The 21,596-nt window shown below is 32.9% G+C and carries 22 protein-coding genes; 21 read left to right on the top strand and 1 reads right to left on the bottom strand.

The genetic code is table 11. From position 1 onward, the window contains the following. Positions 1-62: 62 nt before the first annotated feature. Complete coding sequence (locus ACZDYH_RS13910; protein ID WP_001101118.1) at positions 63-485, top strand: GNAT family N-acetyltransferase; 423 nt, start codon at positions 63-65, stop codon at positions 483-485. Between the two features lie 173 nt (positions 486-658). Then, positions 659-1,786 carry a metallophosphoesterase gene (locus tag ACZDYH_RS13905; RefSeq protein ID WP_000721376.1) on the top strand — a complete coding sequence of 376 codons (1,128 nt, stop codon included), beginning with the start codon at positions 659-661 and terminating at the stop codon, positions 1,784-1,786. A gap of 20 nt (positions 1,787-1,806) precedes the next feature. On the opposite strand, the gene ACZDYH_RS13900 is transcribed toward ACZDYH_RS13905, so the two are convergent. After that, on the bottom strand, positions 1,807-2,433 hold the full coding sequence (locus ACZDYH_RS13900) for a DUF1648 domain-containing protein (protein WP_088345897.1): 627 nt from the start codon (positions 2,431-2,433) through the stop codon (positions 1,807-1,809). A 136-nt stretch (positions 2,434-2,569) separates the two neighbouring features. Between ACZDYH_RS13900 and ACZDYH_RS13895 the strand changes: the two genes are divergently transcribed. The 19 genes from ACZDYH_RS13895 to ACZDYH_RS13805 all read left to right on the top strand — a co-directional run bounded on the left by ACZDYH_RS13895 (position 2,570) and on the right by ACZDYH_RS13805 (position 21,569). Continuing rightward, a complete protein-coding gene (locus ACZDYH_RS13895) occupies positions 2,570-3,136 on the top strand; it encodes a GNAT family N-acetyltransferase (protein ID WP_368935286.1) in 567 nt (188 codons plus the stop codon). Positions 3,137-3,142: 6 nt separating this feature from the next. Further along, complete coding sequence (locus ACZDYH_RS13890; RefSeq protein ID WP_474886409.1) at positions 3,143-3,703, top strand: 2'-5' RNA ligase family protein; 561 nt, start codon at positions 3,143-3,145, stop codon at positions 3,701-3,703. Then, the gene (locus ACZDYH_RS13885) at positions 3,700-4,185 is read left to right on the top strand and encodes an N-acetyltransferase family protein (RefSeq protein ID WP_368935282.1); all 486 of its coding nucleotides are present in this window, start codon (positions 3,700-3,702) and stop codon (positions 4,183-4,185) included. The genes ACZDYH_RS13890 and ACZDYH_RS13885 overlap by 4 nt, the downstream gene beginning before the upstream one ends. Before the next feature lie 12 nt (positions 4,186-4,197). Then, positions 4,198-4,563 (top strand): cupin domain-containing protein, encoded by a 366-nt coding sequence (locus ACZDYH_RS13880; protein WP_000688074.1) that lies wholly within the window; start codon positions 4,198-4,200, stop codon positions 4,561-4,563. Between the two features lie 3 nt (positions 4,564-4,566). Next, positions 4,567-4,995, top strand: coding sequence for a GNAT family N-acetyltransferase (locus tag ACZDYH_RS13875; RefSeq protein WP_000584245.1), 429 nt, complete (start codon positions 4,567-4,569; stop codon positions 4,993-4,995). 298 nt (positions 4,996-5,293) lie between these two features. Continuing rightward, a complete protein-coding gene (locus ACZDYH_RS13870) occupies positions 5,294-5,590 on the top strand; it encodes a WXG100 family type VII secretion target (protein WP_000918601.1) in 297 nt (98 codons plus the stop codon). A 126-nt stretch (positions 5,591-5,716) separates the two neighbouring features. After that, positions 5,717-9,430, top strand: a complete 3,714-nt coding sequence (gene esaA / locus ACZDYH_RS13865; protein WP_474886406.1) for a type VII secretion protein EsaA — start codon at positions 5,717-5,719, stop codon at positions 9,428-9,430. Continuing rightward, entirely contained in the window at positions 9,402-9,905 is a 504-nt protein-coding gene (gene essA, locus ACZDYH_RS13860; RefSeq protein ID WP_000595658.1) for a type VII secretion protein EssA, read from the top strand. The genes esaA and essA overlap by 29 nt, the downstream gene beginning before the upstream one ends. A gap of 4 nt (positions 9,906-9,909) precedes the next feature. Then, positions 9,910-10,161 (top strand): EsaB/YukD family protein, encoded by a 252-nt coding sequence (locus ACZDYH_RS13855; RefSeq protein ID WP_001007571.1) that lies wholly within the window; start codon positions 9,910-9,912, stop codon positions 10,159-10,161. A gap of 73 nt (positions 10,162-10,234) precedes the next feature. After that, positions 10,235-11,434, top strand: a complete 1,200-nt coding sequence (essB, locus tag ACZDYH_RS13850) for a type VII secretion protein EssB (protein ID WP_000136611.1) — start codon at positions 10,235-10,237, stop codon at positions 11,432-11,434. 39 nt (positions 11,435-11,473) lie between these two features. After that, positions 11,474-15,985 carry a type VII secretion protein EssC gene (essC, locus tag ACZDYH_RS13845; RefSeq protein WP_474886402.1) on the top strand — a complete coding sequence of 1,504 codons (4,512 nt, stop codon included), beginning with the start codon at positions 11,474-11,476 and terminating at the stop codon, positions 15,983-15,985. Between the two features lie 12 nt (positions 15,986-15,997). After that, complete coding sequence (locus ACZDYH_RS13840; protein WP_006923816.1) at positions 15,998-16,420, top strand: YwqH-like family protein; 423 nt, start codon at positions 15,998-16,000, stop codon at positions 16,418-16,420. A 3-nt stretch (positions 16,421-16,423) separates the two neighbouring features. Beyond that, complete coding sequence (locus ACZDYH_RS13835) at positions 16,424-16,714, top strand: TIGR04197 family type VII secretion effector (RefSeq protein WP_000503889.1); 291 nt, start codon at positions 16,424-16,426, stop codon at positions 16,712-16,714. A gap of 39 nt (positions 16,715-16,753) precedes the next feature. Next, positions 16,754-18,235 (top strand): T7SS effector LXG polymorphic toxin, encoded by a 1,482-nt coding sequence (locus ACZDYH_RS13830; protein ID WP_048558206.1) that lies wholly within the window; start codon positions 16,754-16,756, stop codon positions 18,233-18,235. Positions 18,236-18,264: 29 nt separating this feature from the next. Beyond that, positions 18,265-19,047 carry a hypothetical protein gene (locus ACZDYH_RS13825; protein WP_048558207.1) on the top strand — a complete coding sequence of 261 codons (783 nt, stop codon included), beginning with the start codon at positions 18,265-18,267 and terminating at the stop codon, positions 19,045-19,047. 114 nt (positions 19,048-19,161) lie between these two features. Then, positions 19,162-19,623 (top strand): DUF5085 family protein, encoded by a 462-nt coding sequence (locus ACZDYH_RS13820; protein ID WP_000868165.1) that lies wholly within the window; start codon positions 19,162-19,164, stop codon positions 19,621-19,623. Then, complete coding sequence (locus ACZDYH_RS13815; RefSeq protein ID WP_048558208.1) at positions 19,620-20,063, top strand: DUF5085 family protein; 444 nt, start codon at positions 19,620-19,622, stop codon at positions 20,061-20,063. The genes ACZDYH_RS13820 and ACZDYH_RS13815 overlap by 4 nt, the downstream gene beginning before the upstream one ends. Before the next feature lie 137 nt (positions 20,064-20,200). Beyond that, positions 20,201-20,653, top strand: coding sequence for a hypothetical protein (locus ACZDYH_RS13810; protein WP_048558209.1), 453 nt, complete (start codon positions 20,201-20,203; stop codon positions 20,651-20,653). A 127-nt stretch (positions 20,654-20,780) separates the two neighbouring features. After that, positions 20,781-21,569 (top strand): hypothetical protein, encoded by a 789-nt coding sequence (locus ACZDYH_RS13805; RefSeq protein WP_474886399.1) that lies wholly within the window; start codon positions 20,781-20,783, stop codon positions 21,567-21,569. Positions 21,570-21,596 lie beyond the last annotated feature (27 nt).

Below are 21,596 nucleotides of genomic sequence, written 5' to 3'. Positions count from 1 at the left end.
TCTTTCTATAATAATGATATAACATTTAGAAAATTATTTAAATAGTTAAGGGAGAGTTAAAAATGAATGTTAAAGAAGTAGTAACAGAAGAGCAATTACATGAAGTATTACCTGTTTTACAGCAATTAAGAACGAAACTTTCAAAAGAGGAAACAAGCTCTTTATTTCGAAATATGAAAGAAGAAAATTATAAACTATTTTCGCTGCGTAATGAGGATGGTGAAGTTGTTAGCCTTGCAGGTGTAGCAATTTGTACGAACTTTTATAATAAGAAACACGTTTTCGTATATGACCTTGTAACAGCAGAAGCACATCGTTCAAAAAGACATGGGAAAGTATTACTTTCGTATATAGAGAACTGGGGAAAGGAAAACGAATGTGAGTCTATCGTCCTCACGTCAGCATTTTCAAGAATTGATGCTCATCGTTTTTATGAAAGAGAAGGGTATGATAAGGTGAGTTATTCTTTTCATAAAGAATTATAAAAAATAAGAAGAAGTTGTCCCGCAAAAGTTGGGAACAGCTTCTTCTTATTTTTTAAGTTATTATTAAACCGTAAATAGGTTGTAAGTTATGGTATATGTATTTGAAAAGGTTATATAGTGTATTTTGTCGAATTGTTTTAATTTAATAAAGAGAATGATTGGAGCGCTTATACTTGAAAAAAATAAAGAAACTATCAATCCCTAATGATGCTAGAGTTATCGTCATATCTGATATTCATGGAGAATTAAATCTTTTAAAAGAAGCACTACATAAAGTTAACTTTAAAGATGAAGATTATTTAATTATTAATGGAGATCTTTGCGAGAAAGGACGAGATAGCGTAGGCGTAGTAAACTACGTTATGAATCTTGTAAAGAACAATTCAAAGGTTCACGTTGTTGAAGGGAATTGTGAAGTTATAGTTGATGCTCTTCTAAATGAAAATCCTGATCTTATTAATTATTTATGTATGAGAAAGCACTCGATTTTTAATGAATGGCTAGAGCAATTGGGTTTTTCAGTTCATGAGGGCACTTCAATTCGTGAAGTGAAAGAAGCATTGTTAAGTGAATTTTCACAAGAACTATATTGGCTAACAGAGTTGCCAACAGCGATTGAAACAGAAGATTATATTTTTGTGCATGCCGGTCTAGAAGATAGAGTAGATTGGAAACAAACTGAGCGCAAAAATGCGATAGCAATGCCACAGTTTTTTAATAAATCACATAAAGCAAATAAGTATGTAATAGTTGGTCATTGGCCTGTCGTGAACTATTCTGAAGAAGCACCGTCTAACAATCCAGTTATTGATAAGGAGAAAAAAATTATTGCAATTGATGGAGGAAATGCAATTAAAGAAGCAGGGCAATTAAACGTATTTATTATTCAGAGGAAACAAACGGGCGATACGTTTTCTTATACATATGTAGACTATTTTCCAGAGTACGAAGTAATAGCGGATTTTAATGCGAATTCAGAAATGCAGGGCGGAGTGACATATCCGTATTATTACATAGAGCCTATCGAGAAGATGCAAGATTACACCGTATGTAAACAAAAGGAAACGAATAATGTGCTCACTGTAAAAAATGAATATATGAAACAACTTAAGTCAGGTGAATATACAGTGAAAACCGATATTTCTTGTGCGCAAATAAGCGTTAGGAAGGGAGATATCGTTTCTCTCATTGATGATAGTTGTTCAGGATATGATTTAATTAAAAAAGATGGCGTAGAGGGTTGGATAGAGAAAGGGATTTTAGTTGAGATAGAAAAAGTGAAAAATAAAACATTAAGCTGAAATAGGAGGGATATAACCTCCTATTTTTTTAAAGGAGTAGATTGCTTGCTGTCTTTAATAAGTAAATAAATCGTACTCGGCAGAATGATAAGCGTCATTCCTAAAAGAATTGCTAGTATAGCATAACCTCTATAGGGAGCAGAAACGATAAAAGGAAGTATCGCTAAAAAAATACCTGCTATCATCATTGAAATACTACTAATATTTGAAGCTCTTTTTTCAAGGTGCTTATCATTCCATTCTAATGAAACGGTTGATTTAGTCGTATCAATTTTGGAACTGAAATAACCTATTAATATAAATAAAAGCCCTAATGCTAAAAATATGAAATGATCAAGAGGAAGTGAAAAGCCAAGAGCAATGAGGGCGATGACAATATCGACAAAAAATAAGAATAGTAACATTGTGTTGCCGATCCAATGGAGAAATTTCTGGTTATTCGCTACTTTAGATAAAGCTAAAAATACAAAGAATAAGAAGGAACATATAATTATATTTACGATTACAAAAGTGCTTTTATCCATTGTTGATGTAGGCGTTCCATTGAAGTCCCATTTCGTAACAATATTTGATGGTAAGAAGAAATATAGAATAATATTTGTCGTAATAATAGTGAGAAATAAAGCAATACTAAATCGATTATTCACTAAATCACCAGCTTTCTAAATCAATAATTGGTATCTAATAACAAAATTATACAATATAATAAATGATATTAGTTTTGATTTTTCTGAAAAAATATTATAATTATATATGAAATAAAGAGGAATGCAGGAGGGAATTATGCAAAACGTTATATTAAAGGGGAAGAAAGTTACAATTCGTACAATAGAAGAATCAGATATAAAAACATTATGGAATATCGTATTTAAAGAAGAAAGCCCAGAATGGAAGAAATGGGATGCGCCATATTTCCCGTTCTCAATGCAAGAATACGCTTCCTATAAAGAGAAGGTGCAAACTCGTTTGCAAGAAGAACCACTGTCAAATTTAATTATAGAAAATAACGGTCAAATTATAGGGACGGTCGGATTTTATTGGGAGCATAAACCGACGCGTTGGCTGGAGATGGGAATTGTTATTTATAATCCAACTTACTGGAATGGTGGATACGGTACAGAAGCGTTAACGTTATATCGAGATTTATTATTTGAAAAGATGGAAATTGGTAGAGTAGGGCTCACGACTTGGTCTGGTAATGAACGAATGATGAAAGTAGCGGAGAAAATAGGAATGAGCTTAGAAGGTAGAATGCGAAAGTGTCGTTATTATAACGGAACATACTATGATTCTATTCGAATGGGCATGATTCGTGAAGAATGGGAAGCGCTATGTGTAACGAAGGGGTGAGAAAGATTGTACGCTATTATTGCTACATTTGATCGTGTGTTTACTCATAAAATTACAGAACTGCAAAATGAATTAACAAATGTAATTGGAACAAATCAATTAGCTGGAGTAGAACCTCATATAACGATTGCGGATTATAATGAGTTAGATGTTCATTTGTATACGGAGAAACTAGGGGAGTTTGTAGCTATTCGAGAAAATATAGACGCAGTAACTTTTCCTTCTGTTGGAATTTTTCCTACTAATGGAACGGTCTTTCTAGCGCCGACCGTTACCGATGAATTGTTAAAACTTCATTATTCTTATCATGATTATTTTAAAACTTTTCATGACAACCCAAATTCATATTACGTACCGGGAAAATGGGTTCCGCATTGTACAATTGCAAATAGATTACATACAAAGCAGTTTTTAAGTGTAATGGAATATATTTATGGAAAGTTTAATTTTGCAACAGCTTCAATTGAGAAATTAAAATTAATTAAGGTGAATTATGAAAATGGTTTTGCCGTTTCTTCTAGTATATTAGCAGAATATAATTTAAAGAGAATGGAGACATCGAGATGACATATATAATTAGAGAAATGAAGCAAGAAGACATTCACGCTGTACAATCAGTAGCAAAAATAGCTTGGCATGATACATATGAAGGCATTATTCCGAGAGAAATTCAAGATAGTTTTTTAGACGAGGCATATTCTGATGAAAAAATGAAATATCGTCTTAAAAATACGCATTTATTCGTTGCGGAAGAAGAGGGTGAAGTAATAGGGTTTGCGAACTTTTCACCTGTTAGACTACAAAACGAAGCGGAATTAGGTGCGATTTATTTGTTACCAGATCAGCAAGGAAAAGGGATCGGAAGTGCTTTATTACAAAAAGGAATTAAAGCATTAAATGGGATACGGAAATTGTACATACATGTAGAAGCAGCAAATAAAAAAGGAAAACGCTTTTATGAAGCGAAAGGTTTTGCTGAATTAGAGCAATTTGAAGAAGACTTTGAAGGACATATGATGCAGACAGTAAGGATGGTTTTATACGTATAAGGAGAACTAGTAATGAAAATTTTTGATTTTAGTGAAAAAGTAGGAAAGCACCTATCAGTATTTCAATCTAATTTCATCATGTCGAAAATATTAAACCATCGAGGAAATATACATATCGGTGCTATGCATTTACACGAGAATGGAATCATCGGTAATCATGAAGCAGTTGTATCTCAACTGCTTCTTATTGTGGACGGGACAGGATATGTATGTGGAGTAAATAAAGAAAAGATAAAGATAGAGGCGGGACAAGCTGTGTTTTGGGAAAAGGGAGAGCTCCATGAAACAAGTACAGAACATGGATTAACGGCAATTGTTATGGAAGCGGAGAATCTTGAACAAGCGATAGTAATGCCTATTATTCAAGGGGAGTTGTGAAAAATGATAATTAAGGCGAATCAAGAAGATACCAATGAAATATTAAAATATGCGGCTCAATCGCTTTTTGAAGGGACGAGAGGCAATTGTCAATTAAGTACCAAGAAAGCAATTGAGATTACAAAGCCGATTGTAGAAAAAGGAGCATACTATTTAATTATTAAAGAAGAAAATAAAGTAATGGGATGGATATTAATAGGGGAAAATACAGACTATTTTTCTCGTGAAAAACTTGGATTTATATATGAATTGTACGTTTTCCCAAAATATCGCGGGAGAGGATTATCGCGAGAACTGATGGAAGCTGGTATTAAGGAATTAAAGGAGAAGTATTCAGAAATTCGGTTGAATGTATTTGCTGGGAATTTTGCAAAAGAGATGTACGAAGAGTTTGGGTTTGTTGAAAGGCAGGTAATTATGACTTTGAAGTGAGTATTATAGTCTGAATGAGAGAAGAGAAAATAATGATTTAGTGGCTACTTTATCGCTGGAATTTAAAGCGATAAAGTATAAAATAGATGGTTTGCCTTTATTTTATAGTCGATTTATAGAGTGTGCTTAAAAAACAAATAAATTAGTATTATACAATATATCGTTATTATAGTAAAAGAGAAATTTTGGAAAAATATCATTTTTTTGTTTAGAAATTTTTAAATTATTGATATAATCAATTTGTAGAATTGATTATTGGTTAATTTTACTATTTTTTAATTTTAAGGGGGATTTAATAATGGCAGGACAAATTCGTATGTCACCAGAGGAGCTTAAATCGAAAGCGACTCGATATGGACAAGGTGCAAATCAAATTGAGGACATTTTACGTCAACTACAAAACTTACAAAATGAATTAAGAGGAGAATGGGAAGGTCGTGCTTTCGAAGGTTTTGACCAACAGTTCAATCAATTAAAGCCAAAAGTACAAAACTTCGCACAGCTATTACAAGAAATTAATATGCAGCTTAATAAAACTGCAGAAGCTGTTGCTAGACATGACGAAGATCTTTCTCGTAATTTCGGTCTACAATAAGACAGATAAAAAGAAATATATAATTTAGCCATGCAACCATACGTTGTATGGCTAAATTACTTTAAAACTAGAGTAAGATACGAAGTCTTTCATTAGATAGACTCGCAGTCGCAGGAGTGATAAGTAGTGAAAAAGTTCAAATGGAGCATCTTGTTGTTTATTATTTTAGCTCTTGTACTATCGACAGGGGTCTCCTATTTAGCATTAAATCAAAATGTTAAGAAAGCTAATGAGAATACTACACCAAAAATGACAGTTGCGTTGGTAAATGAAGATCAAGGCACTGTATTTGAGGGCAATAAAATAGCGTTTGGAGATCAATTTGTTAAAAATGTAAATAAAAATACGAAACAAGAATGGTACGTAGTTAGTCGCGGGGTAGCGGAAAATGGATTGAAAAATAATAATTACAATATGATGATTGTTATTCCAAATGATTTTTCTAGGAAGGCAGTTGCGATTGATTCAGAGATTCCAGAGAAATTAACGTTAAACTACAAAGTAAATGCAACTGGGAATAAGGATTTGAAAGCTGAGGCAGAAAATACAGCTTCTGTTATTTTAGAAGATTTCAATAAGCAAATAATCGACGTTTATTTTGCGAGTATTATCGGTAAGCTACAAGGTGCACAAGATAATATAGGTAAAATAATTGAAAAAGGAAACGTTCAAACAACTATGTATAAAAAAGATATACATAGTCCGTTAGCGAATTACACAAATCAATTTAAAACAGTACAAGATTATACAGGTGTTTCTGTTAATAGTTTCAAAGGATTTCAGGATGTTTTAAAAGGTTTCGGTCAAGCGTTAGATGAAGGGAATAAATCTAACAGTACGTACTTAGATGGTTTTAATAACTTTCAAAAAATGCAAACTGATAACAATTTGTTAGCGAATAATTTCACAAATCAATTCAATCAATATATGAATGATATGAATACAGGCGATGCTTTAAAGCAATTAAGTGCATTGGAATCCGCTAATAAAATTATTTCAAATCAATTTACGTTTTCAGAGAAAGAACCAAATATTTTAACTGATGCTTCAGCAATTCAAAAATATTTAGCAGATGTAAAAAAACAAGTGTCTGAATATGATACAGAACTTGCAGGGAAGTTAGAAAGTGATATTCAAGAGACGGTAATTAAGAAATTAAAGCAATCTATGTCGAATGATGGAAAGCAAGAAATCTTCATAAATACATTAATGAAACAACCAGATGCTCGAATAAAGAAACAAATCGAGAATTTAATTGCGAAATTACCTAGTTTAAACATGGAAGAAATCGGTCAAAGTGATTTGCCAGATACAACGAAATTACAACTGCAAAATGTAATTCAATTTACAAAAAAATATAATAAAGAAAATAATTTTTATTATGATCCTGTAAATAAAATATCTTTAGGAAACGCAATTAAAGAAGTAAAGGATAGACTTTATACAGAGGGAATTACATTTAGTGATACTGCTAAAGTAATTAAAATGGAATCTCCGCAAATTTTGAAGATAAAGATTCCAGAAGAATTTAAACTAGATGGAAGTACAGGATTCTTACATATTGATGATGTGGATCGTACAAGTGACTTTCTTCAAAGCGAAGCAGGAGAAATTACAATAGCTCCTCGTAATGAAGGGGATATAAAGATTAGCTTGGATGTGAAGTTAAAAGATCCAAACATCAATATAGATGTTTTCTCTCCTGTAACATGGCAGTGGGAATTGAGTGGGACTCATAAAAAAGAAACTAGTCCTGAAAAAGAAAAACCTAACAAAGAAGATAAAGGAACACAAACGGAAAATAGCAATGTGGAAAATGTGGTTCATAAATCACAGTATGGCATAATGCCGTTAGTACACAATGCTAAAACGCCTATTATTCAAAAAACAGAACAGAGTAATAATGGTGACAGTGTCAAGCCTGATGCAGGAGGAAAACCTGATACGGGAGGAAATCCAGACACAGGAGGAAAACCTGATACAGGAGGAAAACCTGATACGGGAGGAAAACCTGATACAGGAGGAAAACCTGATACGGGAGGAAAACCTGATACAGGAGGAAAACCTGATACAGGAGGAAATCCAGACACAGGGGGGAAACCTGATACAGGAGGAAATCCAGACACAGGAGGGAAACCTGATACAGGAGGGAAACCTGATACAGGAGGAAATCCAGACACAGGAGGGAAACCTGATACAGGAGGAAATCCAGACACAGGAGGAAATCCAGACACAGGAGGAAAACCTGATACAGGAGGAAATCCAGACGCAGGAGGAAATCCAGACACGGGAGGAAAACCTGACACAGGAGAGAAGCCAGACACTGGGACAGATAACGGTAGCAATTCAAAAACTATTGAAAGTACAACGAATCAAGTTGTACATCAAAAAGCAGAAGTATTAACAAAAAATATATCTAGTTTATTAATTAAAGAAGCAGTAGATACAGTCGAAAGTTATCAAGGTTTAATGAGCCTTTACGAAATGTATTATGGGATTGATTTAAGAACGAAAGATGTAGGCCCTAAGTTAGAAGAGGGAAGTTTAGATGCAATTGCGACGGATCAATCTTTGTACTACGTATTAAATAAACAAAGCTTAATTGATTTAATTTCAAATCTTGTTTCATCAAGTATTACTACAGAAATAAAGCAAGATATGTCAGGTTTAAAACAAAAAATAAACTCTTATCAACAATCTATTACTAGTGCGGATCAAAATTCTATGCTACTAGCGGAGAAATTAAATGGAACGACGCAACAAGCAACTAGTATGAATGAAAATTTAGGAGAGTATTTAAAAGGTTTAGCGAAATGGCGTGAGAATAGCTTAAAGCTAGTTGAAGAGCAGCAAGTATTAACAACAAATCATGCTGGTGAGCAAACAGCTATTTTATCGTTAGATTCTGGTATTAAATCATTAATGATGCAAAGTCAGTCATTGGTCGAAAGTTCGAAGCATAGTTTAGCAACTTCAGACGATGTATATAAAACATTTGATCAAATTAATGGACAAGCAAAAGAAATTCAAGACAGCGGAACGACAATTGTTTCAAAAGCTGATCTATTATTAAATGACTTTACGAAGAAAATGGAAGATGATAAATCATTCTCCAAAAACTTTACGAAAATTTTAGCGAATAGCCGTATTGGAGATCGTCAAAATGAGATGCTATATGACTTTTTAGCTAGTCCAGTTCAAAAGCAAAATGATGGAGTAATTGTAGCAGGAAATGCTTTTACACCGTACTTAATTGTATTAACTTGTTTCATTGTTGCATTATTTACAGCATACGCAATTGCGAATCAAGAAAAGAAACGAATGCAATCAGATCATTTTGAAGAGAAATTCTCATTAATTGATATGAATGTACCAACTACAGTAGTAGCTTTCGGTATATCAATTGTGGAAGGGATTAGTATAGGTATCATTTCTGGGCGTCTTTTAAAGTTCGGTCAGGATCAAAGTTTACTATGGATTGCGTTCATCACATTTATTATGATGGCGTTTGTATTGGTCTCAACCTACTTATTACGACAAATAAAAATGGTAGGAATGTTTATACTATTAGTATTTTTAAGCATGTACCTATTTTTAACTGAGGCAGTTGGAAGTAAAGTAGATCAAATGTCGTCTGTCGGAAAGATACGTCAATTCTCACCGCTTCAGTATATAGAAAGTTTTCTAAATGATTTTATTAGTGGTAAAGATACTGGGAAAGTTATTTTTGTCGTATTGTTTGTAATTGCCATTATTGGATTGGTTAGTAATCTATTTGTATGGCATAAGAAATGGGAGGAAAAAGAAGTAAATGATCAAACAATGGAGCATAGTGGCTAAGTTATCATTTCTCTCTATCCTTTTACTGTTTGTCGCGCTACCGATAAGGAGCGCGGCTGACAGTTATCTTGGTGATGATGGGAAGATTAAGTTTAAAGTGGATCGACTTGAAGAAAGCGACCAAGAAAAAAATAAAAAGGAACATAAAGAAACAGAATTAGATAAAGCATCGATTGAGTTATTTAACAAAGATATAGAGGAAGAAATTGAGAAAAAGAAAAAGAAAGAACAAAAAGATATGGAAGCTTTGCGAGATTCTCTTTTTACAAAAACAAAAGAGAATAATAGTGTTAAAGATACGAAAAATAGTTTGTTTAGCAGTGAATACATTGTCAGAAAAAGTGCAGATGAAGTAGCGAGTAATGAAACAATGAATGAAGAGCCAATTAGTATAACAATAATATTATTATTTGGCGGCGGCATTCTACTTATTTGCATCGGTATTTATACAGTTCTTCGTAAAAGTTGGAGGTAAAGCGATGGCAATACAAACACATATCAATGTGACAGTAGATTTTAGTAAATGGAATGGAAATACATATGATTTGCGTATTCCGAATCATCAATCTATTAAATATTTATTAAAAAACTTATTAGATACGCTAAAGATTGATAATCATGAAGGTTCACATTTTGTAATTAAAGTGAAAAATAAGTCAATTGTTTTAACAGATAATGATCGTTTAATTGATCACCAAATAACAGATGGAGATATTTTGCAAGTTTTATAAAGAATATTTTTTACTTTTAGTTATTTGAAAATAAGTTATTACGGGTTATAAAGAAAAGGAGAAGAGGATAAACATGACGGAAAAAATAATTCAAATTGATGCAATGAACTATCAATTTCAAATAGAAAAAGAAAATTGGAAATTGGAGATGACCAAATCTCAAACACGTATAAAAGACTTCCGTCAATTCGATATAATTACGGGCGAATCATCTGAATTTGTACCATTAACAATAGAAGAAACGGATGATATGTTTACGTTTCTATATCAAGTAGATAAAAAATTATATAAGTGGGACGATCTTAGCCGTTTTGGAAGAAATGAGAAATTAAGACTACTTCGGAATGTTGCGCAGTTTCGTAAATATTTAAATAAACGAATCACGTTCTTTTTACATCCAGACAATATAGTTTTTAATGCTAATTTAATACCAAGTATTATACATAGAGGAATTCGAGATATTGTTCCGCCAACCCCGTTATTAGAAGAGCAATTTTTAACACAATATAAGTGTCTAATTATTGCTTTATTCTCCCAAAAACATAACTTTGATGATTTGTATGCTGGGTTACTAAAAGATGCAAAAGAAACAACATTTGAACAGACCGTTGCTCAAATGGAAAGCTTAGATGCATTACTGCAGTTTCTTGATGACAGCTTTGAGAAGGAACAAACAAAAACAGAAAAAAATATGCAGTTAGTACCTAAAAAAAGCTATAAATCGTTTAAATACTTAGCTTTTTCCTTCATAGCGGCAACAGTTATTTTAGCTGCTCCTTTAATATATTTCACTTTTATAAAATTTCCTTACCAAAATAAATTGTTAGAAGCAAATGCAAGTTTTATAGCAACTGATTATGACAAAGTCATTACGCAATTGAATGAAGAGGAGTTTGAATCATTACCGATTGCATCTAAATATGAGTTAGCATTTGCATACATTACAGCTGAAAAACTAGGTGAAGCTCAAAAGAAATCAATTATGAAAAATATTAGTTTGAAAAGTGATGAAAAGTATTTGCTGTATTGGATGTATAACGGAAAAGGTAATTTTGATAAATCATTAGATTTAGCTAAGACACTTGATGATCCTCAGCTTATTATGTACGGCCTTGTTAAACAAATTGAATCACTGAAAAATAATCCAGATTTATCAGGGGAAGAACGTGATCAAAAGTTAAAAACATATGAGCAACAATTAGATGAATATAAAAAGAAATATGGCAATTCATCAAACGATAAAAATTTGTCGGACACAGAGAAAAAAGAGTAAGCAATTGATGAGACAGTTGAAAAGGAGCAGTGAACACGGATGGAGCAACTATTAGTATTGACTTATGGAGACAAAATATATAAGTGCACATTACATCCAAATGAGCAATCAATAGTGTCGATTGGAAAAGAGTGGACAAATGATATTACGAATCCAAGTTTAGAACAAGAAGTAGAGTTAAAGTGGAATAATGAAGTAAATGCTTGGATGGTACAGGATCAATTAATAGAATTCAATAAGGAAATTGAGATTGGGAAAACAAGAGATGTGAGCTTGAAAATCTTTATATCTATTGTTGGCACAACTAAAGTGTTTGATATTGGAACGAAACATTCTCTTACAGTGAGTCAAAACGATTACGATGATATTTCTATTACCGGGACTAGTGTAGATTTAATGCTATCTCGCGAAACGTTGTACGATTCTTTTAAAGTGAACGTGTATGGCGGGGATGTATTTCATAATTATACGAAGTTAAAAGATAGCGTTATGTTGGAATCAGGAGACGTATTATATTTTGATGGTATTTTATTGGAGATTGGTAGTGAAGACATTCAAGTACTTTCTTCAGAAGATAAAGTGAAATCTGCGTTACCTATTTTAGTAGAATCAGAAACGAATTATCAAAGTGGTTATCCAGACTATCATCGTTCACCACGTATTATTTACCGTGAACCAGAAGAGAAAATGACAATTGCAAAGCCTTCAAGTATGCCATCAAAACCAACGGAGCATTTAGCAAGAATCATTGCACCTTCACTTGTCATGATTGTCGTAACTGTATTACTTGCTATTTTCATGAAATATGGAATGTTTATTATCGCATCGATTGCGATGACATTAGTAACAATCATTGTTTCTGTCACATCGTATATTAAAAATTTGAAGCAATATAAAGTCGACATTGTTGAACGAGATAAAAGCTATAGAGAGTATATAAAACAAAAAACGAAAGATTTACATGCAGAAAGTGAAAAACAGCGTCACGCATTACATTATCACAATCCAAATGTAGAAGTAATACGTAATATGGCAGTTCAAGTAAATCCTCGAATTTATGAAAAAACAATGTTACATCATGATTTCTTAACATTTAGCGTTGGAACAGGACAAGCTAATACGAGTTTTGAAATTCAATTTAATGAAGAAGAATTTAGTCAAACGAAAGATGAATTAATTGATATAGCACGTGAACTAAGACAGCGTTATCTATCGTTGGAAGATGTACCAGTTGTAACAGATTTAATGAATGGACCAGTCGGTTATATTGGTCAACGCTCTTTAGTGTTAGAGCAATTACAATTATTAGTTGCACAAACGGCTTTATTCCATAGTTATTATGACTTGCAGTTTATTACTATTTTTCCGGAAGAAGAAAAAGAAAAATGGGATTGGATGCGCTGGTTACCTCATGGAAGTGTTCGCGATATAAATGTACGTGGATTTGTATACCATGATCGTAGCCGTGATCAAGTGTTAAATAGTTTGTATCAAATATTGAAAGAACGAAAATTAAAACTAGATGAAAAAAGTTCTACTAATGAAAAAATGTACTTTGCACCGCACTATGTCGTTCTCATTACAGATGAAAAACTAATATTAGACCATGTTGTTATGGAATTCTTTAATGATGATCCGAGTCAATTAGGTGTATCACTCGTATTTGTACAAGATGTTATGCAAAGTTTACCGGAGCATGTGAAAACGGTAATAGATATAAGAGATGCAAAACAAGGGAACATCATCTTAGAGCAAGGAGAACTTGTTAACCGTCAATTTAAACTAAATCATGTGCCAAAAGGATTCAATTTAGAAGATATTTCACGGGCATTAGCACCATTAAATCATTTGCAAAACTTAAAAAATAGTATTCCAGAAAGCGTAACATTTTTAGAAATGTATGGCGTTGAAAAAGTAAAAGAACTGAATATTACAAGTCGTTGGGAGAAAAATGCAGCGCATAAATCTTTAGCTGTACCACTTGGATTACGTGGTAAAGAAGATATCGTAAACTTAAACTTACACGAAAAAGCACACGGACCACACGGATTAATAGCAGGTACAACGGGTTCAGGTAAATCGGAAATTATACAATCGTATATATTATCTCTAGCAGTAAATTTCCACCCGTACGAAGTAGCCTTTTTACTAATTGACTATAAAGGCGGCGGTATGGCGAATTTATTCAAAAACTTACCGCATTTATTAGGAACAATTACGAACTTAGATGGAGCACAAAGTATGAGAGCGCTCGCATCAATTAAAGCTGAATTACAGAAAAGACAACGATTATTTGGTGAAAATGATGTAAACCATATTAATCAGTATCAAAAACTGTATAAAGAAGGCTTAGTAAGTGAGCCGATGCCGCATCTATTTTTAATTAGTGATGAATTCGCGGAATTGAAGTCAGAACAACCAGAATTTATGAAAGAGTTAGTTTCAACAGCGCGTATCGGTCGTTCACTCGGAATCCATTTAATATTAGCTACGCAAAAACCGAGTGGTGTTGTAGATGATCAAATTTGGAGTAACTCGAAATTCAAACTAGCACTAAAAGTTCAAAATACGTCAGATAGTAATGAAATTTTAAAAACGCCAGATGCTGCTGAAATTACATTACCAGGACGTGCTTACTTACAAGTTGGGAATAATGAAATTTATGAACTATTCCAATCAGCTTGGAGCGGAGCAGACTATGTAGAAAATAAAGAGGATAAAGAACATTTAGATGCAACAATCTATGCAATAAATGATCTAGGACAATATGAAATATTAAGTGAAGACTTAAGTGGACTTGGTAGCAGTAAAGAAGTAATAAGCGTACCGTCTGAACTGGATGCTGTTATTGACTACATTCACGATTACGCAGAAATAAATGAAATTGAAGCATTAGCAAGACCGTGGTTACCACCACTTCCAGAAAGCGTATATTTACAAGACTTACATGCTATTCAGTTCAAAGAAGCATGGACGAAAGAAAAGAAACCATTACAAGCAACAATTGGTCTACTAGATCAGCCTGAATTACAATCACAAACACCATTAACACTAGATATTAGTAAAGACGGACACGTAGCGGTCTTCTCAAGCCCAGGCTACGGAAAATCAACATTCTTACAATCAGTCATTATGGATGTAGCTCGTCAGCATAGTCCGGAGCATTTGCATGTGTATTTATTAGACTTCGGAACGAACGGTTTAATGCCATTAAAATCATTACCGCATGTGGCAGACATCATTACATTAGATCAAGTTGAAAAATGCGAGAAATTTCTTCGTCGCATAGAAGACCTATTAAAAGATAGAAAGCAATTGCTAAGTAAATATGGTGTTGCGAGTCTTGAAATGTATGAGAGAGCTAGTAAAGAAGTATTACCAACAATATTAATTACGTTAGATAACTATGATGCTGTTAGAGAAGCTGGATTTGTCGAAGACTTTGAACGCATTATTGCACAAATTGTACGTGAAGGGGCAGCAGTAGGAATTCATTTAATGCTTACGGCTACACGTCAAAATGCATTGAGAGTACAAGTAAATACAAATATTAAACTACAAATTGCTCTATATATGATAGATGAGGCAGAATCTAGAGCTATTGTAGGAAGAACAGAGTTAAAAATTGAAGAATTAGCAGGCCGTGGTTTAGTTAAAATTGACGAACCAACAATCTTCCAAACAGCTTTACCGACAAATGGAGAAGAGGTCCTTACTCGAATTGAAAATATACAAGCTGAAGGAAAAGAGATGGATTCCTTCTGGGATGGAGAAAGACCGAAAGCAATTCCTATGGTACCTGAAGTTCTGGAATACAAGGAATTCATTGCATGGCCAGAAACAAGAAAAATTATTGAAGCAGGCAAACTAACATTTGGTGTAGAGACAGAAAACGTTACGCCTCTCGAATTAGATTTAACGGAAGCGTCTAATATTGTTGTAGGGGGAATTAAGAAAGATGAAGTTGAAAATGTAGTTCATCAATTCCTTCAACAGTTAGCAGGCAGTGGACACTTTGACCTAGGTTTAATTGATACAAGAACACGAAATTTCTCAAACTATAGAGAGAGCGCTGCTTTATATGTAGCTGAAAAAACAGGAATTGAGAAAACGATTAAACAAGTTACAAACGCTTATAAATCGAGAGAAGCGGCGTTTAAAGAGGAGCAGGAAGCATCAAGTGAAACAGTGAACCCGGCAGAATTTATTAAGAAATTTAAGCCGATTGTAATCGTAATTGCAGATGTAAATGATATTTTAAGTAATTTAGAAGATAGCGATATATATAGTTTAGCGGAATTAATAACAAATGGTGCATTTATGGGCATCCACTTCGTAATTGGCTGTGATGTTGATTCAATTGACAGTCGATATGACTTAGTTTCAAAAACAATAAAAACGCAATCTCATGTTATTTTACTTAGAAAATCATCAGGCCAAATGGTCTTCGATGTATCTAATAAAGATTTAAGTAGTACAAAATTAAATCCATTTGAAGGGTATTTTGTTGAAAATCGTTTTGCTACTAGAATTAAAGTGCCAACTATTTAAGGGGGGATTTGCATGGGGATAGAGGAATTAAATAGTCAAAAATCGGGTTTATTAAGTAGTATAAGTCATCAACAAGGGCAATTGGCTGAATTACAAATGAAACTACGAAGGCTAATAACTGCTAAGGGGAAATTTGTAAATAATCTTGAAGCAATTAAACAAAATCAAGAGCAGTTTAAGTCTTTAGAAATAAACGAGAGTAGTTGGAAAGGGCAAAGAGCAACTACTTTTAAAGAAACATATGAACAACAAGTCATTTCGAATTTAGGGAAGTTTATTGGAGAACTAGGGAGAGTGCAAGAAGACATCGATCAAGCTATACGGCGGCTTGAAAGAGAAATCGCTACATGTGAGTCTAGTATTCTTTCTCTAAGTAGAAGTGTTTCAATGGTTGACGCTAATATTCAAGTAGAAGTACAGAAGGCGGGGAAATGATAAATGGGGGAAATTAAATTAAATAAAGGGGTATTTGATGCGAAAGTAAGTGATTTGAAAAGTGGTGCTAGTGATTTAGGTAAGACTAAATTTAATGGTATGCAGTTACATCGTACTAATTTAAGTAAACTGAAAAAATATTGTGAAGCGATTGAAAAACTTTCTCAGAAAGTTCAGCGATATGAGAAATTGTTAGAAAATGATATAAGTAGAGTGCAAGAAATTGGAGCAAAAATGGTAGAGAAAGATGCAAAACTTGGGCAAGAACTAAAAGTTGGTATACAGCAGCACTAGAAAACATTCTACGTAAAAATGAAATAAGGGGAGAGAAACGTGGATAAAAATATTGAATTACAAGAAGTAAACGAATTACAAAAAAGATTTCAAACAAGTGCTGACGAACTAAATCAATATTTTGAAACCTTATTAGGGAAAATAGATGATTTGAACCAACTTAATTCTTTTCAAGGGAAAGCAGCAGATGAAATAAAGAGGTATTTTTCTAGAGTACATGGTACTACGATTGCTGGATTTCAAATTGCAGCGGAAGAGTTGAAAAATGAATTTCAAAAAGCAATAGAGAGTTTTAATAGTACAGTTGATAGTGATAGTGACACAAAGATTTATGGGAACTATTTAGATAATGTAAAGAAAAAAATTAATGGGTACAGCAATGAATTTGATCGTTCTAATGAAGAAGCAAAACAAACTATATCGACTATAGCAGACATTGTCCCAACTCAGTATCCATCATCTTCAGGAATATCTGAAGGAATCCAAAAAAGTCAAAAGGAAATTAGTGATACGCTAGAAAAATTAGAAACGTATAATAGTCAGCAAAATGAACTTCAACATTTTAATGAAATGTTAAGTTCATTAGACAAGGGGATGAAAGAAATACAGGCAGCCAATGGAGATTTTTCTAGTAAGATAGTCGAAAAAATTATGGCTGGTGGATGGAATGGAAACTTAATAAATGGTATTTCTGAGAGCATGACGACGTTTGATATTCGACAAAAGGGTGGTAAATTTTTGGTGGCCGCTTTTGCTCGTATGTATTATGCCAAAAAGAACTATGATTTAAGTGTTTTATTTGATTCTAATGGTCGAAAAGGAAAAGGAAAGTTTACACTATCAACACGTCAAAAAGAAGATTTAGTGGAAGTGTATAGATTACTTAAGATGGATAGTAGTGATGATAGTATATTTCGTTATTTAAAAAATGGACTTAAATTGGATGGTGTAGAAAATGCGAGAATCACGAATGAACAAGTAAGAAAAGCAAGAAAAGGGATCTATAAATTACCGGAATTTCAAGATTTTCAAAAGTTCCAACAGGATTGGAGTAACAAAGGGTTACCTACTGCAATTAAAGAAAGAGGATGGAGTTCGTTTAAAACGGAGTATGTAAAAGGGTTAAAAGATTTACATCCTGGGCAATGGAAAGAAGCATTTAAAGAACTTGGAAATACTGGTAAGCTTTTGAAAGGAGCGGCCATATTTGGAGCGGTTGTGTCAGTTGGAAATAACATTGCTGAAGCTCAAAAAGATGGATGGCAATTACATGATGTAGCAGATATAGCAACAGATTCAGCAGTAGATGTTGGAGCAACTGCTGGGGCGGCTGCAGCTGGTGCTGTAGCGGGATCGTTTTTCCTTCCGCCTATTGGAACTGTTGTAGGAGCTGGCGTTGGGGTAGTTATTACGGTAGGATTAAATACGAAAACGAGTATATTTGGGGGAGACAGTGCAATTGATGCTACTAAAAAAGGAGTAAAAAAAATAACAACAAAACTTAGGGATCTATTTTGGTAATTCGGCTACAAGAAAGGTGCAGATAGAGTATGTGGAACATAAAAGAAGAAGAGTTAGAGGAATTTAGAAAAACATGCGGAAGGCGTTTAAGTCCTGAAGGTGCGACGGGATTTATGCTAGGAACAATAATTATCGATTCATTAATGATGCTATTTATTATAGGAGCATTGGTGAAGTTTGGTTGGGGTTTTTATACTACTATGTTTGAAAAAACACTGGTTAGTATTGAACTTGTGTTGTATGGCTTGCAGATAATTTTTCTAATACTATATTCCTTTCCAAAAGCACGTTATAAATTTCAGAAGTTACAAACGCTCGTTGTATTATTATATGCATTTCAATTAGGAACAATTACATTTACAATGTTAGTTCTTCCTGGAATGACTGACTATTCAATTGATCGAATGACTTTAATTTGTGTAGGGTTATTATTTATAGGAGCAGTGATATTTCATATTGTGACAACAATTGATACGTTTAAGCAAGCAAGTGAAGGTGCGTTTAGCATGGATGAGAGGTCTCGTTCATTTTTTAGTGAAACAAAAGGAAGAATGATAAAAGGTAGCATGATATATATATCAGTTCTTCTTATAATCATTTATTTTCATAATGATTATAACTTTAATACATTAATTTTATATGTAGTAGGGACAATTTTAATGTATGCAGTGGCCATAGGTGCAGCTGAATTCCAACTTTTAGTGTACTGTAGATTCAAATTTAAATCATTTAATATGACATGGGAAGAGAATGAGAGAGAACGACAGAAATTTAGAAAATATAATAAAAAAAACAAGTCGAAAAGTAGATAATAAAAGAAATGAATTTTTGCTATAGCATAAGTTGTTAATTTATGTGTATGAAATGAGAAATTGCACGTTTCTATTCGAGTTAGAAAGAAATAAAGATTAAGGGGAGTAGATGTTGTGAAAGTTCAATATAAAGCATTATCATTATTAAATTTAATTAGTATTACTCAAGTCGTTAAAAAAGAAGATTGGTTACTACCTGCTATTGCGCTGAGAAATCAAGTTATCCGTAATGGAATTTATGCAGTAGGACCGGTTCTCTTTAAATATAAACCACTTGAAAATGAACCAGCATATGGTGAATATACATATTGTGTGCCAGTAAATGAACGTGTGGAATTAGGGGAAGATTCTGCATATGAATACATTGATGGTTTAATAATTGAAGATGCTTTAAGTGTGCGTTTTACGGATGAAGATGGTGATATTGAAGATGTGTATAAGTTAATACATGAGGTGGCAAATCAAAACCATATTAAATTAGATAGTAGTTTTTATCATGTATGCTTAGATGTATACGGCGATACTTGGTTAGATATTTACGCTCCTATTATAGAAGTAGGTGAAACCGTAAAATGATTATAGAAGGTCAAAGTATTGCATATACAAATGTTGTTTCAAAAGAATACTATATTCATTATACCTATATGAAAGATTCGATTGAGGATTTTATGCTAGAAATAGAAAAAGCGAACTTAACAGCAAAAGGTCCACTATTTTATGCATTGAAAAATGTTCCTTCAGATGAAAATATGTATATTGAATTATTTATGCCGATATATGAGGATAAAGTTCCACCATTAGAAACAATGAAATTTAGAAGCTATTACTATGTAGATGACATGCTTGTGAAACGATTGACAGGAGATTATGAAACATTAACCGAGTATGCATATGCTGAGATGCTTCAGTATATGGAAGATAATGAACTTGATATGATTTCACCTATTTATCATATTTTTAGCGGTGATGAAGAGCTACGGTATGTTGAAATAAAAATTGCAGTGGATACACAATAATAATTTAGTGTACTTTTAGTTCTGGAAATATGAAAAGTAAAAATCAGATTTTAGTTTCGTTTTATAGAAGAATAATATAAAGGTATTCTTGAATTAAGAGTTTTAATTGTTGTTTTTAGTAGGAAGGGAGTCTACATATGTGGCTATTTTCAAAAGAAAAAACTGTGTATTTTCAACAAGATTGTGAGGATAAAACTGGGGAATTAATTAAGCAGCAAATATTGGAGAAAGTATCAGTAGATGATTGCATAATAGCTGCTGAAATGATTGATGTATTGTTTATATACCCTGAACTTGCAGAAGAACTTGCAAGGGTTTTGTATATGAGTAATAAAGAATTATTCCGAACGGTTGCTATGTTTGTTGGCACATTTGAAATTTTTGTACAAGTCTCAAACACAACGAAAGTTATTATCCAATGTATTCCGGTAGATGAAGAAATGGAAGAAGAAGTGTTTTCGGATATGAAAGTGATCGGTTTTAAATATAAGAAAAAGTCCACTGATGAAGAGATAGAAGAAATAGCAGAGTGGATGCTGGAATATAAAAAGATGTGTAAAAAAATAGCAGAGCACTATGAAATAGCTTAAAAAGAATCATTATTATAATGTAACAATATCTGAGATTAATAGAACCTTCTCTTTTCATCAAAATGAGAAGGTTTTTATTTTTAATCTACATGATTTAAGGGAATGTAGTTAAGGGTGGGACAATTGGATGTGGAACATAAAAGAAGAAGATTTAGATGAATTTAAAATAACATGTAGACATCGTTTAAGCCCTGAAGGAGCTATGTTGTTTATGTTTGGTGGAATGCTTTATGGTTCGTTATTGATGCTTTTTATTTTTGTAGCATTAATTAGATTTGGCTGGGATTACTATCCGACTCTTTTTGACACAGTAATAGTTAGAATGGAATTGGTGTTATATAGCCTACAAGTAATCTTTTTTATTATATATCTGATCCCTAAGGTACGTTTTAAATTTCAAAAGCTCCAGACATTGGTGATATTATTATATGCGTTTCAGTTAGGTACTATAGGTCTTACGGCATTTGTTCTTCCAGGGATGAGTAATTATTCTATTAATTTTATTACGCTTATTTATGTAGGTTTACTAGTATTAGGAGCAATACTTGTTCATGGTGTAACAACAGTTGATACTTTTAAACAAGCAAGTAAAGGTGCATTTAGTATGGGAGAAAAATCTACTTCATTTTTTAATAAGGCAAAGAAAAATGTAATGTTGGGAGTGGTAATTTATGTACTAATTCTTTTTGTTTTAATTTATATACAAAATAATTACTCATTGAGCATAATGTTTGGTTACTTTATATTTACGTTCATCATGTACGCGATAGCAATAGGCGCAGCTGAGTTCCAACTACTAGCCTATTGTAGATTTAAGTTTCCGTCATTTTATATTTCGTGGGAGGAACACGAAAGGGGACGTCAGAAAAGACTAAAGCTTTATAAAGAGAAGGAAAAAAGAAAACTAAAGAAATAAAATAAGTTTTGTGTCGAAATGAGGAAA

The organism is Bacillus sp. EB V-12, assembly GCF_056158125.1.
This window is presented reverse-complemented; position numbering and strand designations above follow the sequence as displayed.

Coding starts and splice junctions, on each gene's coding strand:
- essA (WP_000595658.1), top strand. CDS start 9,402: ATGATCAAACAATGGAGCATAGTGGCTAAGTTATCATTTCTCTCTATC.
- ACZDYH_RS13875 (WP_000584245.1), top strand. CDS start 4,567: ATGATAATTAAGGCGAATCAAGAAGATACCAATGAAATATTAAAATAT.
- ACZDYH_RS13855 (WP_001007571.1), top strand. CDS start 9,910: ATGGCAATACAAACACATATCAATGTGACAGTAGATTTTAGTAAATGG.
- ACZDYH_RS13825 (WP_048558207.1), top strand. CDS start 18,265: ATGTGGAACATAAAAGAAGAAGAGTTAGAGGAATTTAGAAAAACATGC.
- ACZDYH_RS13810 (WP_048558209.1), top strand. CDS start 20,201: ATGTGGCTATTTTCAAAAGAAAAAACTGTGTATTTTCAACAAGATTGT.
- ACZDYH_RS13835 (WP_000503889.1), top strand. CDS start 16,424: ATGGGGGAAATTAAATTAAATAAAGGGGTATTTGATGCGAAAGTAAGT.
- essB (WP_000136611.1), top strand. CDS start 10,235: ATGACGGAAAAAATAATTCAAATTGATGCAATGAACTATCAATTTCAA.
- ACZDYH_RS13885 (WP_368935282.1), top strand. CDS start 3,700: ATGACATATATAATTAGAGAAATGAAGCAAGAAGACATTCACGCTGTA.
- essC (WP_474886402.1), top strand. CDS start 11,474: ATGGAGCAACTATTAGTATTGACTTATGGAGACAAAATATATAAGTGC.
- ACZDYH_RS13880 (WP_000688074.1), top strand. CDS start 4,198: ATGAAAATTTTTGATTTTAGTGAAAAAGTAGGAAAGCACCTATCAGTA.
- ACZDYH_RS13815 (WP_048558208.1), top strand. CDS start 19,620: ATGATTATAGAAGGTCAAAGTATTGCATATACAAATGTTGTTTCAAAA.
- ACZDYH_RS13895 (WP_368935286.1), top strand. CDS start 2,570: ATGCAAAACGTTATATTAAAGGGGAAGAAAGTTACAATTCGTACAATA.
- ACZDYH_RS13870 (WP_000918601.1), top strand. CDS start 5,294: ATGGCAGGACAAATTCGTATGTCACCAGAGGAGCTTAAATCGAAAGCG.
- ACZDYH_RS13805 (WP_474886399.1), top strand. CDS start 20,781: ATGTGGAACATAAAAGAAGAAGATTTAGATGAATTTAAAATAACATGT.
- ACZDYH_RS13840 (WP_006923816.1), top strand. CDS start 15,998: ATGGGGATAGAGGAATTAAATAGTCAAAAATCGGGTTTATTAAGTAGT.
- ACZDYH_RS13910 (WP_001101118.1), top strand. CDS start 63: ATGAATGTTAAAGAAGTAGTAACAGAAGAGCAATTACATGAAGTATTA.